Annotated in this window: 10 protein-coding genes and 1 other RNA gene; 3 read left to right on the top strand and 8 right to left on the bottom strand. The window is 36.0% G+C overall.

All coding sequences use genetic code 11. From position 1 onward, the window contains the following. The first annotated feature begins 10 nt into the window (after nt 1-10). Complete coding sequence (gene creD, locus E4635_RS03550; protein ID WP_135525250.1) at nt 11-1378, top strand: cell envelope integrity protein CreD; 1368 nt, start codon at nt 11-13, stop codon at nt 1376-1378. A gap of 35 nt (nt 1379-1413) precedes the next feature. On the opposite strand, the gene E4635_RS03555 is transcribed toward creD, so the two are convergent. Both E4635_RS03555 and E4635_RS03560 read right to left on the bottom strand, forming a co-directional pair. After that, complete coding sequence (locus tag E4635_RS03555) at nt 1414-2787, bottom strand: M28 family peptidase (protein WP_135525251.1); 1374 nt, start codon at nt 2785-2787, stop codon at nt 1414-1416. A gap of 72 nt (nt 2788-2859) precedes the next feature. After that, nucleotides 2860-4062, bottom strand: coding sequence for an NAD(P)-dependent oxidoreductase (locus tag E4635_RS03560; RefSeq protein ID WP_135525252.1), 1203 nt, complete (start codon nt 4060-4062; stop codon nt 2860-2862). Between the two features lie 244 nt (nt 4063-4306). Here E4635_RS03560 and E4635_RS03565 point away from each other — a divergent pair, with 244 nt between their 5' ends. Together E4635_RS03565 and ssrA are read left to right on the top strand one after the other, a co-directional pair. Next, nucleotides 4307-5431, top strand: a complete 1125-nt coding sequence (locus E4635_RS03565) for a serine hydrolase domain-containing protein (RefSeq protein WP_246020666.1) — start codon at nt 4307-4309, stop codon at nt 5429-5431. A gap of 39 nt (nt 5432-5470) precedes the next feature. Then, nucleotides 5471-5867, top strand: a transfer-messenger RNA (tmRNA) gene (gene ssrA, locus E4635_RS03570). Here the strand turns inward: ssrA and E4635_RS15695 are convergent. The 6 genes from E4635_RS15695 to E4635_RS03605 form a co-directional block, all read right to left on the bottom strand. Beyond that, complete coding sequence (locus tag E4635_RS15695) at nt 5822-7378, bottom strand: recombinase family protein (protein ID WP_169630193.1); 1557 nt, start codon at nt 7376-7378, stop codon at nt 5822-5824. The two genes, ssrA and E4635_RS15695, sit on opposite strands and share 46 nt — an antisense overlap. Continuing rightward, entirely contained in the window at nt 7362-7577 is a 216-nt protein-coding gene (locus E4635_RS03585; RefSeq protein WP_135525254.1) for a hypothetical protein, read from the bottom strand. Before E4635_RS03585 ends, E4635_RS15695 begins: the two co-directional genes overlap by 17 nt. Before the next feature lie 157 nt (nt 7578-7734). Further along, entirely contained in the window at nt 7735-8202 is a 468-nt protein-coding gene (locus tag E4635_RS03590) for a hypothetical protein (RefSeq protein ID WP_135525255.1), read from the bottom strand. 166 nt (nt 8203-8368) lie between these two features. Beyond that, nucleotides 8369-8695 (bottom strand): hypothetical protein, encoded by a 327-nt coding sequence (locus tag E4635_RS03595; protein WP_135525256.1) that lies wholly within the window; start codon nt 8693-8695, stop codon nt 8369-8371. A 100-nt stretch (nt 8696-8795) separates the two neighbouring features. After that, nucleotides 8796-9419 carry a hypothetical protein gene (locus E4635_RS03600; protein ID WP_135525257.1) on the bottom strand — a complete coding sequence of 208 codons (624 nt, stop codon included), beginning with the start codon at nt 9417-9419 and terminating at the stop codon, nt 8796-8798. Nucleotides 9420-9425: 6 nt separating this feature from the next. Beyond that, nucleotides 9426-16148, bottom strand: coding sequence for an RHS repeat-associated core domain-containing protein (locus tag E4635_RS03605; protein ID WP_135525258.1), 6723 nt, complete (start codon nt 16146-16148; stop codon nt 9426-9428).

The following is a 16148-nucleotide window of genomic DNA, read 5'->3' on the forward strand; positions in this document are numbered from 1 at the left end:
ACTTTAAAAAATGGAAAATCAAACAGAAAACAACAGTCAGAACAAAGGTTCTTTTTTTCAGTCGACAACAGCCAAAATGATGATGGTAGGCCTACTTACCCTCGTATTGCTCATCCCGCTGGAATTTGTAAAAGACCTGATATCGGAACGTTCCCAACGCAAACAGGAAGTAGTCGATGAAGTAACACAGCTTTGGGGGAAAGATGTAGTCTTTTATGGCCCGATATTGAAAATCCCTTATAAATCGTACCAGGAATACAATGTGACAAACCCTAAGACCAAGACCGTCACTATTGAAAGAAGCGCCACAATCGAATATGCTTATTTTTTCCCGGAAAAACTAAACAATACATCGGAAGTGAAAAAAAACACCTCTTTAAAGCGAGGCATTTACAACAATGTGGTTTTTACGGCCAATATGCATTTTGATGGTTCATTCGCCAAGCCTGATTATGCCAAATTGGGCCTCAAAGAAGAAGACCTGCTTTGGGATAAAGCCACAATTATGGTCAAAACAACAAATCTGAAAAGTGTCAAAAGTGATTTGAATATACGCCTGAACCAGCAAAAACTGGATTTTGAATCCAAACCGGCAGAAGACACTTTTTACGGTACTTTGGAAACTCCGGCTTTCAATTACAAAACCCTGGCCAGCAAAGAAACGATCCGCTTCGACCTACTGATGCAATACAACGGAAGCAATAGCGTCAAATTCATCCCGGTAGGGAAAACAACGGTTATAAACATTAATTCCGACTGGGATTCCCCAAGTTTCGAAGGAACTTTTGCCGCGAACGACACGACAAAGACCATAGGAAAAAAAGGGTTTCATGCTGATTGGAAAATATTGGACATCAACCGATCTTTTTCGCAACAGTATACCGAAAAAATCCCGAACCTGAACGAATATTCTTTTGGCGTAAAACTCATTGAAACCGTTGACGAATACCAGCAAAACGAGCGTGCTTCCAAATACGGTTTCCTTGTAATCGGTTTGACATTCCTGATTTTCTTCTTAATACAATCCATCAGTAAGATAAGCATCCATATCTTCCAATACAGCATGATCGGGCTGGCGCTCATCATGTTTTATACTTTGCTGATTTCCATTACGGAACATTCGAGTTTCACACTGGCCTATCTTGTAGCAGGAACTTCTGTAATTACCATGCTGGTCCTCTATTCGGTTTCTATTTTAAAAAACAGGAAATTCCCAATGTTTATAGGACTTTCGTTAACGGCTTTGTATACTTTCATTTATGTTATCATACAACTGGAAAATTATGCCCTTTTGGTAGGCAGTACCGGCTTATTCCTGATTCTTGGAGCAGTCATGTATTTTTCGAGGAAAATAGACTGGAACAATTCAAACGCCTAATAAAAAGAAAAAGCCCTGTCATCCAGGGCTTTTTTTTATTCAATTCCATAAGTATCAATGAGATAAATCAACGATGTCATGGTAGCGGCTCCCAGTTCGAGCTCTCTTTTGTTTACAGCGTCAAAAGTGTCGTTTTGGGCATGGTGGTAATCAAAATAACGCTGCGGATCAGGAAGCAAGCCGGCCTTAACGATCTTGGAAGATGTAAGCGGCTCAATATCGGAACCTGCATGTCCTTCGGAAAAAACATGGACATAATACGGCTCGAAAAGATTTTTCCAGGCTGTTATCTTCTTGAAATTGACAGCATCGCTTTGCAGTGAAAAACCTCTTGGTGCAAATCCGCCCGAATCGCTTTCCATCGCAAAAATATGGTTTTCGTTATTCTTTAAAGCCAATTCCTGGTACTTTTGTCCTCCTCTGCCTCCATTTTCCTCATTCATAAACAAGACAACCCTAAGCGTATTTTTCGGTTTAAAACCAATGTTTTTAAATATATTGGCCACTTCCATACTTTGGACACAGCCGGCGCCGTCATCGTGCGAACCGTCTGCAAGATCCCAGGAATCCAGATGGCCGCCAACCACCATCACTTTTTCCGGATGCTCGCTACCTTTGATTTCCCCAACGACATTATAGGACAATACATCGGCTTCTTTTCGGCAGGATTGTTTAAAATGAAAGAGCAGTTTCGGGTTGTTTTTGAGTGTTTTGCTTAATAATTCGGCACCATTTGTACTAATGGCGGCTGCCGGGATATATTGGCTTTCCGGGATATCTCCATAACCCATCCATCCTGTATGCGGAAAATCGTCCAAACGCAAGGTCAGTGAGCGCACAATAGCACCAACTGCACCATATTTCGAGGCTTCTTTGGCTCCTGCCCTTCTTTGGTCTCCCGCTTCAAAATAAGAATGGAAGGTTTCGATTTTAGAAGCCTCCATCGGACGGTTAAAAAAAATGATTTTCCCTTTGATTTTATCTGTTCCCAATGCTTTCAGTTCCTCTAAAGACTGTACTTCTATAATTTCAGCGGTGATTCCGGCTTTTGGAGTAGCAATTGAACCGCCCAAAGCACAAACAGGCACTGCGGTTTTTTTCTTCCCATCTAGGAAATAACCGATTTCTTTCTCGCCCCGGACCCATTTCGGTACCATGACTTCCTGAAGGTATACTTTATCAAAAGCCTCTGAAGATTCCATTTGGAGTTTGGTATAGGCAACCGCTTTTTGGGCACCTTCCGAACCTGATAACCTGGAACCGACAACATTGGACAAATGATCCAGCCAGTTGTAACATTTTGATTCTGTCAAAGCAGATTTATAGATAGCAGCCAATTGCTTTTCATCCGGATTTTGAGCGAACCCAACAATAGAATTCAATAGGAAAAGGGCAATGATTTTTTTCATTTTTGGATTTTATTTTTAGAGAATAGTAAAGTAACAAAATAAAAAAATCCCGACAAAATCGGGACTTTATATTTATTTGCCATCTGCATAATCCTGCAGGTACTGAAACCTTTCTGTGAGTTTTCCGTTTTCGGTGATTTTGGCTCTTTGCAGTATTCCGTCCTTGTCATTGTTGTAAAAAGCAGGGATGACATGCTCCAGGAACATTTCCCCGAAACCTTCGCTTGCATCTTTAGGCAGCTCGCAAGGCAGGTTGTCTACTGCCATGACTACAATGGCAGCAGGATGCATATAATCCGCTTCCTTATGCTCGCTTGGCAAATAGCCATACAATGGTTCTGCAATGGTTGAAGCGCGTAGCGTACAGGCAATTGGGCCATCTACATCACAGGAAATATCGGCAACGACTTTTATTTTGTTACCTGCCGCCTTGAGCATTTCCCTGGTTAAGATAACCGGAGCACCGTTTCCGTAAAAATGCCCGGCCATAAATACATCTGAAACTTTGGTAAAACGCTCAAAATCTGAGGTATATTCCTGAGGATTGGTATAAAAATCTTTTTTATCGTATGGTTTTCCGTCAATTCTTTTGTTGTAATCCTCCAAATCCAGGTGCGTATAAACCGGGACATCGTAGCTTTTAGATAAATAATCGCTAATGGAAACTTCCTTGATTTTCATGGCATCGAGCATCTCTTTGGCGCCCAGCCCAACTTTACCATGCCCGGTAAGCACGATTTTGATTGGAGGCAATACCGGCCTGCGCAAACGTTCTACCAAAGCATTTTTATCGGCCAATGTTTCGGCTTTAGCCAAATTAAACAGCTCATACTTCATCCCGAAAGCCCGGATTCCGTTATAAGCTCCAACAATTCCTGCATAACGGCCAAAACCGATCAGCCTGTGGTTGGTTTCGTTCACTACCGTTTCATGGTCATACAATTCGATGTTTTTTTCCAGGCAGGCCACTAACAATTTTCTGTTATATGGCTGTTTTTTAATGGTATGCGAGAAAAAGAAATATTTTTTATTTGGAATCAAGGCATCGGTAGGCACTTCTTTCACCCCGATTAAAACGTCGCAATCCGAAACATCCTCAGTTACTTCAAACCCTAAATCACTGTAAAGCGAATCAGGAAAAACACGGATATCGGAAGATTCTACCTTGATTTCCGCCAACGGAAACTGTTCTTTGAGTTTAACCAGCTCTTCAGGGGTAAAAACAACGCGTCTGTCCGGCGGGTTTTTTCTTTCTTTTATAATGCCAAATTTCATATAACTTCTTGATTTTAAATGTTTAAAATAATTATAACTAATTATTTAATATTTGTTACAAATATAACAATTACATCATATGAAACAAGTCAAAATAAATAGTTTTAACCTATTTTGAATGTCAATACTTTATTTATATTTGTTAGGTAAGCACTTCAAAATGACATCAAAACTAAACATACGACTTATCCTACTTTTAGCTTCGCTAACTATCTGTTTTTCATGCACTGAGAAAAAAAAGGCATTGAAAACAAAAGAGGAAATGAAAGTAGGTTCCGTATACTCGATGCAGCCGTTTTCCGGTAATTTGCCCGAGGTCAGCCCGGCAGATAAAACCCGGCTACAGCATACTATCCAGCAATTTTATGATAAAATCTATGTTCCGAATAATTTTTCAGGTAGTTTCCTGGTCGCCAAGAACGGGCATATCGTTTTTGAAAAATACCGGGGCATGTCCAATTTTGAAAACAAGGACACTATTACTTCGGAAACACCTTTGCATATTGCCTCATTAAGCAAGGTACTTACGGCTACGGCTGTTTTGCTACTGGTTGATTCGAAAAAAATCGATCTGGACCAAAAGGTAAATACCATCCTGGAAGGTTTCCCTTATGAGGAAATAACGGTACGGACCTTATTGAACCATCGCAGCGGGCTAAGGAATTACAGCTATTTTACAGACAAAAACAATGTCTGGAACAAGCGGGACACACTGCACAACAGCGATTTAATCCCTTTCATCATCAAAAATAACATAGAACTGGAGTTTAAGCCTGATTCCCGTTTTAGCTATTGCAATACCAATTATTCTTTCCTGGCTTTAATCATCGAGAAAATAACAAAAATGGATTATCGTACCGCGATGAAAAAACTCATTTTTGAGCCTCTTGACATGAAAAACACCTTTGTTTTTGATTTGAAAAAAGATGGAAATACGGCCAGCCAATCTTATAAAGGGAATAAAATAAAATACCCGCTGAACTACCTGGATGACATTTATGGGGATAAAAACATTTTTTCCACACCGAGGGATTTGTTGAAATTTGACATGGCAACCTACAACCCGGCCTTTTTAAACAAAAAACTGCTCAAGGAAGTATTCAAAGGATACAGTTATGAAAGCAGGGGCACCAGGAATTATGGACTCGGCATCCGGATGTTTGAGTGGGAAGATGGCAAAAAAATGTTTTACCACAACGGATGGTGGCACGGCAGTACTTCGGCCTACATCAAATTAAAAGACGAAAAAGCGACATTAATCTGTATTTCAAATAAATACACGCGATGCACTTACAGATTAAAGCTCCTATCCAGTCTTTTTGGGAATTATCCTTTTGAATTAAAGGGCAAAGACGAAACTTTGGAATAATAATTGATATAATTTAACTACTTTTGTAAACTCATTTATGGGGTCGACTGGTTTTGACAGCAAGTCGAATTGAATTGTAAGCATGTTGAGCATTGAGGTGTTGCTCATTAATATAATGTCTCAAAATTTTACACGGCGAAAATAATTACGCTTTAGCTGCTTAATCTGAATCATAGTAAGATTTGCCTCGTTCCTACAAGGTAGGAAAGCTGGATTCTCCTGAAAAGCCTTGGTTTATGGCGTTTCGCAAAGGGGAACCGTAAAAGTAAACCTAGAAACGGTAATGCTTTAAATCCGTTTTGACACTGATAAAGCTAAGTAGTGTGTTGCTGTTCCTGGCATAGCACACTATCGAAAATCTAATCAGGAACTAAACATGTAGAAAGCTCTTTAGTTGCTTGTTTGGACCCGAGTTCGATTCTCGGCGACTCCACTGGAAGGGATGATTGAAAAATCATCCCTTTTTTTCTCATATATCAAACAGCCTTTTTCCTTCATTATCAAATGATTAGAAGATAAAATATTCATCATAGTAGGTGTTCGATATATACCTTCTTGATAGTATAAATTACTATCGAACACCATGTTTACGAACTCTCTCTTTTGCAGAATGTCAGCTTTTGAATACACAAACTTAAGATTTGTTAGCATCTCTAGATTTTTTTCAAGGATAGTAAATACGCGATCCTCTTTTTGGTTTAGTCGGTCAATTGCACCTTTAAGAGGTTGAATTATACTATTATAGTTTGTGTACCATCTATCGTAAGTTTCTTTCGAAATTTCATTGTTAATCCATTTCTCCTCTAAAGAAAACATTTTTTCTTTAGTATTTTCTAGAAGCTGCTTCTTTTCAGCTAGCTTTTGCACTCTAAATTTCATATCATCCTCTAAAGCATTGTTACAATCATTCTTTATATCTAATAGTTTTTGCTCTGGAATACTCATTAACTCACATATTTCTAAAAATTGATTATGTGCTTTTATTGCGCTTATATTATTGTGTTTTGAATTCTGACATTTATAATAGTAAAAGTATTTTCCTGATTTCCCTCTAGAAGGAGCACCTGTTAAAGGATTACCACAATGACATTTAAGAATTCCACGTAATGGTAATTCTTCATCAAAAATTACTCTAGTTTTTTCAGGTTTTCGTATTTTATTTTGTACCATTTGCCAAGTAATGGTATCAATAATAGGTTCGTGAATACCCGGGAAATTACCGCCAGGATATTCTTTATACCCTTGGACTTTTAACATACCTGCGTAAACAGGATTCGTAAGTATCCTTTCTATAGCTGTATTTCCCTTGTTTTTAAACCCTAATTCAAATGCTTTTTGTTTAATCATATACAGTGGCATATTTTTAAGAAAAGAATCATATATTACCTTAATAACCTTAGCTTCGCTTTCCTCAATAACTAGTCTACGTTCTTTTTGCTCTCCCTGTTTAGTATAACCAAATGGAGGTTTAATGCCTATATAACGGCCTTCCTTAGCCCTGGCTGTATAAAGCCCTCCTCTAATTTTTATACTTCTATTAATATTATCTTCTTCAGCAAGTAGTAATTGTAGACCTGCTCTAAAAAAACTTCCTGGTGTGTCGTAATCGAATGTAATGCCCTCTGTAACACTAACCACTTGTATGCTGTACTTCTTTTGCAACATTTTAACCATACTCATCGCCTCTCCTGCATCTCGACTGAACCTGTCCATTTGATCCACGAGCAAAAAATCTACTACTCTGTGGTGTTTAACAATGAACTCTTGCAACTTTATAAAATCTGGTCTATCAAAAGTTTTAGCACTTTTTCCTCGATCGATAAAAGTATCAACTAGGTCAACATTATTAAACTTTATCCATTGGTCAGTATACATCTCCTGTCTCTCAATAGAGCTATTACTTTGTCCCAGTTGACTAAATCTTAAATATCTAATCGCCTTTTTCATATAATTCTTTTAATGTGATAGAAACAATAATTTTAACAAGTAAATTTACTAATTTTTGTTCTTTTTCGTTCTCAATATCACAATATATTTCAGTTATCTTTTCATTAATCAAATCATCATCCTCTTTTTGCTCCTTCATTTTACACCTCCTCGCTAAACAAAGCAAAACCCTAACGGTCTTAACTAATTTATAATTCACACTTTGTGAATTTGAACTTTAAATCTAGCAAACAAATTAAATTATAAGTCTCACAGTGGCATTAGTGGAACCTTTTGACTTTCAATGTCTATCTTAATATATCAAAAAAAGGGATAATCAAAAGATTATCCCTCTAACAAAATTATTGACATTCTAATTACTTCTTTTTTCGTGTCTCAAATTGAGAAATTAGGTCGTTCAACAATATTACCTCATCATGATTTATAAGTCCTTCCTGCTCATAAGGAATCATCACATCGATTACAAAATCATATTCCCTAATGTTATTAATTTTTTTTCTTTTTAAAATTTTTACCATCTTATTCTCTCGTTTATATGGTAACTTCTGATTTTTTATTTCCTTCCAAAATTCTTCTACAAATATTCCATGTCCTTCATGAAACATAGTCAATATACATTGCATAACAAATTTTAAACTTTTTAAGTTAGCGAATTGAGGTTGAGGGTTTTCTGCATCATTCTTCCATTCTATATAACAATTTACAACGTGGCTTACTGTCTTTTCATCCCAATATGAAGGAGGATATTGTTTAATTACCTTTACAGCAATATCTGCTGCTTTACTTATCTCATTTACCGATTGTGTATACTTGTCCTTAACCATTTTATACATTTATATATTTTTCTGTCATAATCTATTATTTCATATTTCAACTATTTTTATTTATATCTAATTCACGAAGTTAAAACAAAAGAAATCACTATAAAGGAGTAACAAGAATTAGGTATTTCGTTTAAAATAAAAAAAGCCGCCAATTGGCGGCTCTTCCTTATGCGTCATAAATTGCGCAGTGAAATAAGCGTTCGGCAATTACTTCATTTGTTAAAGAGCTATTTTCACCATTATTAGATTCTTCTATTGCATCAAGAAAATAATAAAAGTCAAAAAGGTTAAAATACTTTATGTTATTAAAAGTGTATTCTACCTGACCTTTAGTGTTTTCTATTTCAAAAAAGGCCAAATCATTATCAATATTAAAAGGCTTTTCCATATATATTTCTATGACCTCCGAATCATTATTTAATGATTGAGATTGATAAAAACTGTCATAAGACCCACCTTCTCTAAAAAATTTAATTAACTCCTTTAAATTCATAATATTTTTAAAATTGAATCTACAAAGGATAATGATTAACACTAGTCCAGACATTTTTATTAAGGAATATCTGGAATAATATTAGAAAAAACACAATTATTTAATCAAAAATAGCCTCAATCGTTTCATTAAGAATTTTAATTTCCATTGGATCATGGGTTATCTTATACAAATTCTTATTAATGTCAATCCCAATAAAATCACCATCTTCAAGATCTTTAATATGAAAATATTCCTTCTTATTTATGAAGACAGAATAAACTTCCGAAGGATTCAGTAATTTTTTTTCTACTTCACTCAATAAATTTTCTATTTTGTTATAATCTGAAACATCAGAATATATCATTTTAAAATTTTCAGTCCTTATTTTATCAAAATCAATATCAAAATCATTGTTACCTATCCAAGAATAACCACTTAATGTACCACTAGAAACATAAATTTCGTATGGCAGATAGCTTGAAAACTTCCTATCATAGACTTCAATATTACATAACTTGAAATCTCTTTCATTTTCGCGGTCATATTTTTTTAAAATGCTGGAATTGAAAGTGAATGCAACATATCCAGGGATATCACTTGCATTGGTTAATACTCCTTTAAGTAAGCCATCTTTTATCTGATTAATTAGATCAGAATATGGACTAGGTAGTTTTTTTATGACGTTTTCTAACAATTTTATTTCGCTATTTTTTAGCTTTGTTCTTTTGAATATTCCAAACATATTTAATTAAAATTTAGTGAACCAATTATATTTTGCAAACCATCCAACTTCTTGTTTTATACCGACACGTAAAAATTTAAATCTGTAAGGATCAATAAGTGAATGTTGTATAGTATTCACTTTCCAAACATTCATACGATTATTAACCATCCAATTGGGCAAATTATAAGCCCTTTGCACTCTCTGAGTTAAAAAAACGTGATGAAATTCAGTACTAATTCTTTGTGTTCCAGTCGACGTTGTAATCTTTGCTAATGTTTCCGTACCCCCTCTAGCAATTTTATATTGAGCAAAAGTTTTTCCCCCTCTAAATGCACCATTTATGGCAGCTTTACCTTCAGACAATAACGCTCTTTCAGTAACACTAGTAAGAATTCCTGCTGTTTTGCCAGCTGGAATTGCGCTAACAATCTTTACATTGGCCTCGAAACCTGATAATTCATTGCCGTATCTATCAGTACCATTAACGTTACCCTTTATTCCATCCCATGCAAGAGCAATAGGATTGAATTGATCTGTTTCGTATACAAATCTACTAATATAATCTAATAAACTACCACTTCCGTCTCCTCCATAATATTGGCCACTGCCAGTTTGAGCTATATTTACATTTTTGCTTAAATTAGGAGGTGGAGCATCATTTTTATTACCTCCTCCAAACATATTGTTAAAGCTTACTTTACTCTTCCACCATTTACTGAATTTATCACCATTTATATTTTTATTAGCCCAATCCTTTATCCCCCAATCGTCCCAATTTTGCTGTAAAGTAGTTAAAGCACTTCCAATAATACCGCCATAAGTACTACAGTCTACACAATCCTGACCATTTCCATTTCCTTGGGAGACTATATCTCCGGTTGGATCTGTGTATAATAGTGGGTTGTTAAAGACATAGCTATACTGGTTATAATTTTGTGTACTTGTTATATCCTGAACATAATTATCAGACTGCAGAAAACGATGAAGCATCGGGTCATACAATCTGGCATTCATATTAATAAGTCCTACATTCTGCAAATGCTCATGCCCTGTATATCCTCTGTCTAATATAGTTAATCCGGCTAGAGAATTACCTGCTCCGTCTTGTACTTTTATTATAGTACCCCAGGCATCAAACAAACGTTTTTCAACTAATGCGCCACTAGAATTTGTTATGGCCATTATTGTTCCTTGGTAATCCCTGTGTAAATATAAAAAATTTGGCGTTGATCCATCACTTTTTACAGCAATTGGGGCGGCATAGCCATCGTCTCCAATATATGTAATAAATTCAACAGCACCAGTCAGTTTATTTTCCTTAACCTCCATACTGCCATCAGCAGAATAATGTTTCCATAATGGTCTATCTGTTTTAACCGTTTGGAATCCGCCATAATACATGGTGCTGCGTTGGTTATCATCATTGTAAGTAAAACTTATCTTATCAACAGCTGTTTCTTCTATTTGAATTGGGCTTTTAAACGCATTGTAAATGATATTAAGAAACCTGCCAGTTGTAACTACTGGATCACTTGTTTTACGTATTTCAACATCATCAAACCAGACATTTCCCAAGCCATTATTGTCTAATCGAAGACACAATTTTTTAATATTTGCAGGAACTGAAAATGTTCCTGTAATCTGCGTCCATGCATTTTTTGTATTATTTACCGTATTTACCTGCGATACTGTATTCGCAGCATCTTTCATATAAAGAAATATTTCTGACTGAGGATTGTCGCTATACACCCAAACCGAATAAGTGTATTGGGTTGCAGCATTATTATTAATGTCAATCCACTTGTCTGAGAATATGTATTGCTCTGTTGATGTTGTGTTGGCTAACTTTAATGTACTTTTACCATAAGCATGCGGGGTTTTGATTAAATCGTAACTAAAAAAGTTAGTATTCGGATATTTCTGTGTTCCCCAGCCGGTTTTATCTTCCATGCTGTCATTAAATATGCCTTCTCTGTTGGAATAATATCCTGTTGCCTCCGGACTAAGAGTAATGGCCGTATTCTGATAAGGCTTAGTGGAATCGGCATAGCCGTAAGTCCCTAAATTATTCCCTGTTATCTTTCCCGAAACATCATAGGTCTGGGTTTCCTGCACACCTAATTTGTTAGTGAATTCTTTTAACCTGCCGATATCATCGTAAAAAAATGTTTCTGTGTAGTTACCAAAGGCACTGTTTATCCTTTTGTCTAAGTAATCTGTATTTTTATTAAAATTTGTGGTAAGGGTCAGGACATTGCCAGTTGGAGCAGTAGTTTTATCATATTTAATGCTAGATAAATAACCGTCACTGTTATAGTCATAGGTCGCTTTAATTCCATTTCCTGTTTCGCTTTCCTTTAACTGTCCTTTAGCATTTAAATCATTAGCTTTCCATAATAATTTGTCTGTACCATCATCTAATACAATTTGATGCAGACTGCCATTTTTATAAATGTTTTTTGTTTTAACACTGCTGCTTTTACCGCTTACTTCTGCTTTTTTAGTTTCTGTAACAATTCTGTCAAGATTATCATAGGTAAAAATTCTGGTGAACTTACTTACACCCGTTTTATCCTCAACGATACTTGATATTCTTTTTGAAGCGTCATACGTAATAGTGGTTGTAGTTGTTCTAGTCGCAGCAGGTTCATTTAAATCTTTATACGTTGTTACTAATGGTAAGTCGCCGTCATAAGTATATGTAGTTTCACTGCTTGTTCCTGAACCGCTAATTGTCTTTTTGGTAGGCCTGCCGCTTTTATCACGTGTAATTGTTGTAGTAATACCTGTACCGTCAATTGTTTCTGTTATCAATTCCCCTAAATCATTATAGCTGTATCTGTAAGTTCCCGCTGAAGGATCAGTAAGTTTCGTTTTGTTTCCCCAGCCGTCCTGTTCCATCACTATATCCACACCGTTATAGCTGGTTTTTCTTAAACTTCCATTGGCAAAATAATTATACAAAATCTGGCCTCCTGTCGTTTCATCTGTTGATACTGTATTCCCTGCAGCATTTTTTGCAATAGTTTTGGATTTTAGTCCATCAGTAAAGATCCCTTTTAGACTCGAAACAGGATATGATGTCGAAGTAGTTCTTCCATTAAATAATATACTCTGATTATTTCTTCCATAATCATCAAATTTTACTTCATTCCATTCTGAAGGAGATACTCCAAAATAAGGTTCACTGACTTTAATATTACGGTCATATAGATCATATTGATAAGATTCATATGACATATTTCCATTTAAATCCTTTACCCCAGTTTTTATTTTTCGACCTAAATCATCGAATGTTTCTTCATACACACAAGTATCCAGACCTGACGCAGAAACAGTTGTGTTAACAATAGTCTTCTCAGTACTTCGGGTATATGTACTTGTAACAATTTTATCTAACTGATCGTCCTTGATAGTTAAATTTTGAAACCATGAATCATACGTATATGATTTTGAAAGTAAGTAAGGATCAGTTTCTTTTTTTAATAAGCCATTTGCATCATATGCAAATGTCGAAAACAAATCATCATTGTCTGTTATCTTGCTTACAAATCTTTTAGTAGCATCATATTCATACTTTGTGACTCTCGGCAGCAAAGGAAGAGGTGGTGTGATAGTTTTTTTTATAATGTTTCCGTAAAGATCATACTCATTACCTTCTGATATAGTAGCTGTTCCCGTTGCACTTTTATCAGTATTGCTAAGTAACTGCTGACTATCGTAAGTATATACTTCCTTGCTGGTCATTGTGTGCCCATCGGCTGTCACAGTTTCGGTTTTAGTAGCAGGTCTGCCTAATATGTAAAGTGGAGTCGTTATCACTGCCTGATAATCGATATCTGTTTTGACAGTTTTTGAAACAGCTCCTCCATTTTTTGAAAAAATTGTTGATGATTTTATGTTATTATCAGAATCATACACAAAATCCTTAATCTCAGAACTGGTATCATTCAATGTATTAAATTGTTGAATGTTTGTAGTTTTAAGCTTGAATACCTTATTGCTTTGCAATGGAACTTCCGGCGGAATATTGTACGTAATAATTGATTTTGTTTCGAAATTACTAGGTAAGACTGAGGTAGATGGATAGCTCAGATATGAAACCTTTGCACTTTCTACATTTGCACCCCTTAAATTAATATCGTTTTTGTATATATCCGTAAATACTCTTGCAGTATCATCGTGCCAGTTGGTTTGGGTCACTGAACGGAATCCTATAAAGCCAAGACCTTCAACATTGGTTACAGCTCCATAATAACCAAATAATCTTTTCCTGCTGGAGACATCTTTGCTTTTCTGCTCGATTTGAGAAACTACATATAGACCCGGATTAGTTTTAATGTCCTGATAAGGGTAGACGGCTAAACCCAGACCAGGATTATATATGCTGTTATAGGTGTTTCTGTAACTTGAATTTAATGGAACATAGCTTACAAGCTCTTTAACCCCATTTCCAGTTGTAATAGAACTCAATGAATTGTCTTTAATAGCATCACCTGCAGAAGAGAAAAAATGGACTTTATTCTGATTAAGAAAAGCGATCTGCAAAGTAGATTTATTAGTACTGCTCCCTATATTTTGATTATAAGTTGGCAGAGCGACCGGGAGTGAATAGATATTAATATCGGCCTGCTCTGTTGTATAGGCAGATGAATAACCTGGATTTGGTGTAAATGCTCCATCATGGCTTATGTAGCAATTAATACCAATTGCACCCACGGTGTTTGCCGTATTTCTATAACTTTTTGAACCGATTATATCCGTTTTGCCGTCGTTGTTGAAGTCGATGGAAACATAATTAAAAGAGTTGTAGGAATCATTTGGCTGATAAGTGGGGCCATGTTTTTCTTCTTTCACTAATGAATTCCCAGTTGACATGAACTTATACCAGTCCATGGTATTATATAATTTTGGAAGAATAAACTCCGTTTTTCCATCTCCATTGTAATCTCCCATCAAAAGCGGCCTGTCCAAAACGATATTCGCATCCGATTTTTGATACAGCAGTACAAAGTGCAGAGTATCATCCAGTCCAAATATTTTTACTATTCCGGCATTAAATACGAATATGTCCGATTTACCATCGCCGTTAAAATCACCAACCCTAATATCGCTGCTGTCGTTTGACTGCAGACTGCCTGCGCCTGCAACAAAATTAGCGCTGACTCTTTTATCCAGATTTATGAAAAAGGACCTGCCGCCTTGATAGGTCTGGGTAAAAGTTGTGCATCCATATCGATAAGGATATGTAAATGATTTTTCTATAGCAACAATGTCAGTGATACCATCACCGTTAAAATCTCCGCTTATAAACCTTCTTGGAATATCACTTTCATAATGTTCGGTAAGCGGGCCGGTTGGATCAGGTTCTACCACCGATTGTAATTGAATATTGTCTTTAGCCTGACTATTAACCCCTTCACATTCATATTGATAATCTAAAATAAATCGGGGAAAATTATACCCTTTTTGATCGTTTTGTATAATACCCCAAGTTGAACTTAGGAAAAATGTAGTAAAGGTACTTCCCTGCACAACAGTCCATCCCTGAGAAGATGCCAGTCTATTGCCTAAATCAATATACGAAACCGGAAAAATTTCATCAAATGCACCGACATTATGAGGTATGCTGGTACTAAATGGTGTATTTGGATCTACATCTGCATACAGCCAGTATTTAGCCCTTGCTGCAGCGCCGGTAGTTGGATATAAAAGAAAATCCATATTGCCGTCCCCATCAAAATCTCCTGATACAGTCCCCGCATTAATGCTTTGGATATTTCCTACATCTAAGGTATTTGTTCCTTTTACATAATTAATCAGATCTGTACTACCCCAGCCATATGTAAAAACGGTCGGATTATAGCTTTTTGTTTTATCACCATTTTTTTCGGTAACTGAATTGAAAATGTTTTGATTATCAAATACATAGTTTCTAAAACCAGCACCATTACCGATTACATTTATTTCAGTTAAATTTTTATCTCTTTTAATATTCACTCCTCCTATATAACTGTCTTCAATAACAGCTCTTGGGCCATAAATGAATTTAACTTCGTTAATAGGTGCTGCTGAGGTGAGTCCTCCATATTTTATAGAAGCTATATACAAAGAATTATTCGAGGTAGTATAACTATAGCTGATACGAAGTCCTTGTGGATTATCGATGTTCGTAATTGACCACTCTGTTACAGAGCGTGAATCTGTAGAATTTCCATAGTAGGCCTTTGAACCATTTGGATATTCTACTTTGAAATAAGCAGGACCATAATTAGCTCCGCTTGGATGTACGCCATATGACGTTACTTTTATATTGGAAAAATATTCTGTTTCATAAACAGTAGCATCTGCACCATAAACAGAATTAACATTTTTTACAATAAGGCGCTGCCCGTCTAATGCAAACCTATCATAACTATTAAAATCAACGGGATCAATTTTATTATCATGAAATTTAGTTGCAGGTATTCTGGTAATTGATGATACACCGCCAATATCCCAGCCCTTACCAGCTGTACCGCTAAGGCCTCGCTGGCTACTGTAATTGATGCTTATCTGGGGTTCCACACCGTTTATACCTGGAGGAACAAGAATAGGAATTGTATAAGTGGCATTTCCGGTTAAAGAAACGCTCAAGGTTCCATTTGTGACTCCAACCTCTGTTGAAGTACCAGTAGGCGCAGTTTGAGCTGTAAGTGTTAAACTTAGGCTTATAAATAAAAGTAAGGTAATGTAAAACTGTTTCAT

This window comes from Flavobacterium humi (assembly GCF_004745595.1).
GTDB classification, from domain to species: domain Bacteria; phylum Bacteroidota; class Bacteroidia; order Flavobacteriales; family Flavobacteriaceae; genus Flavobacterium; species Flavobacterium humi.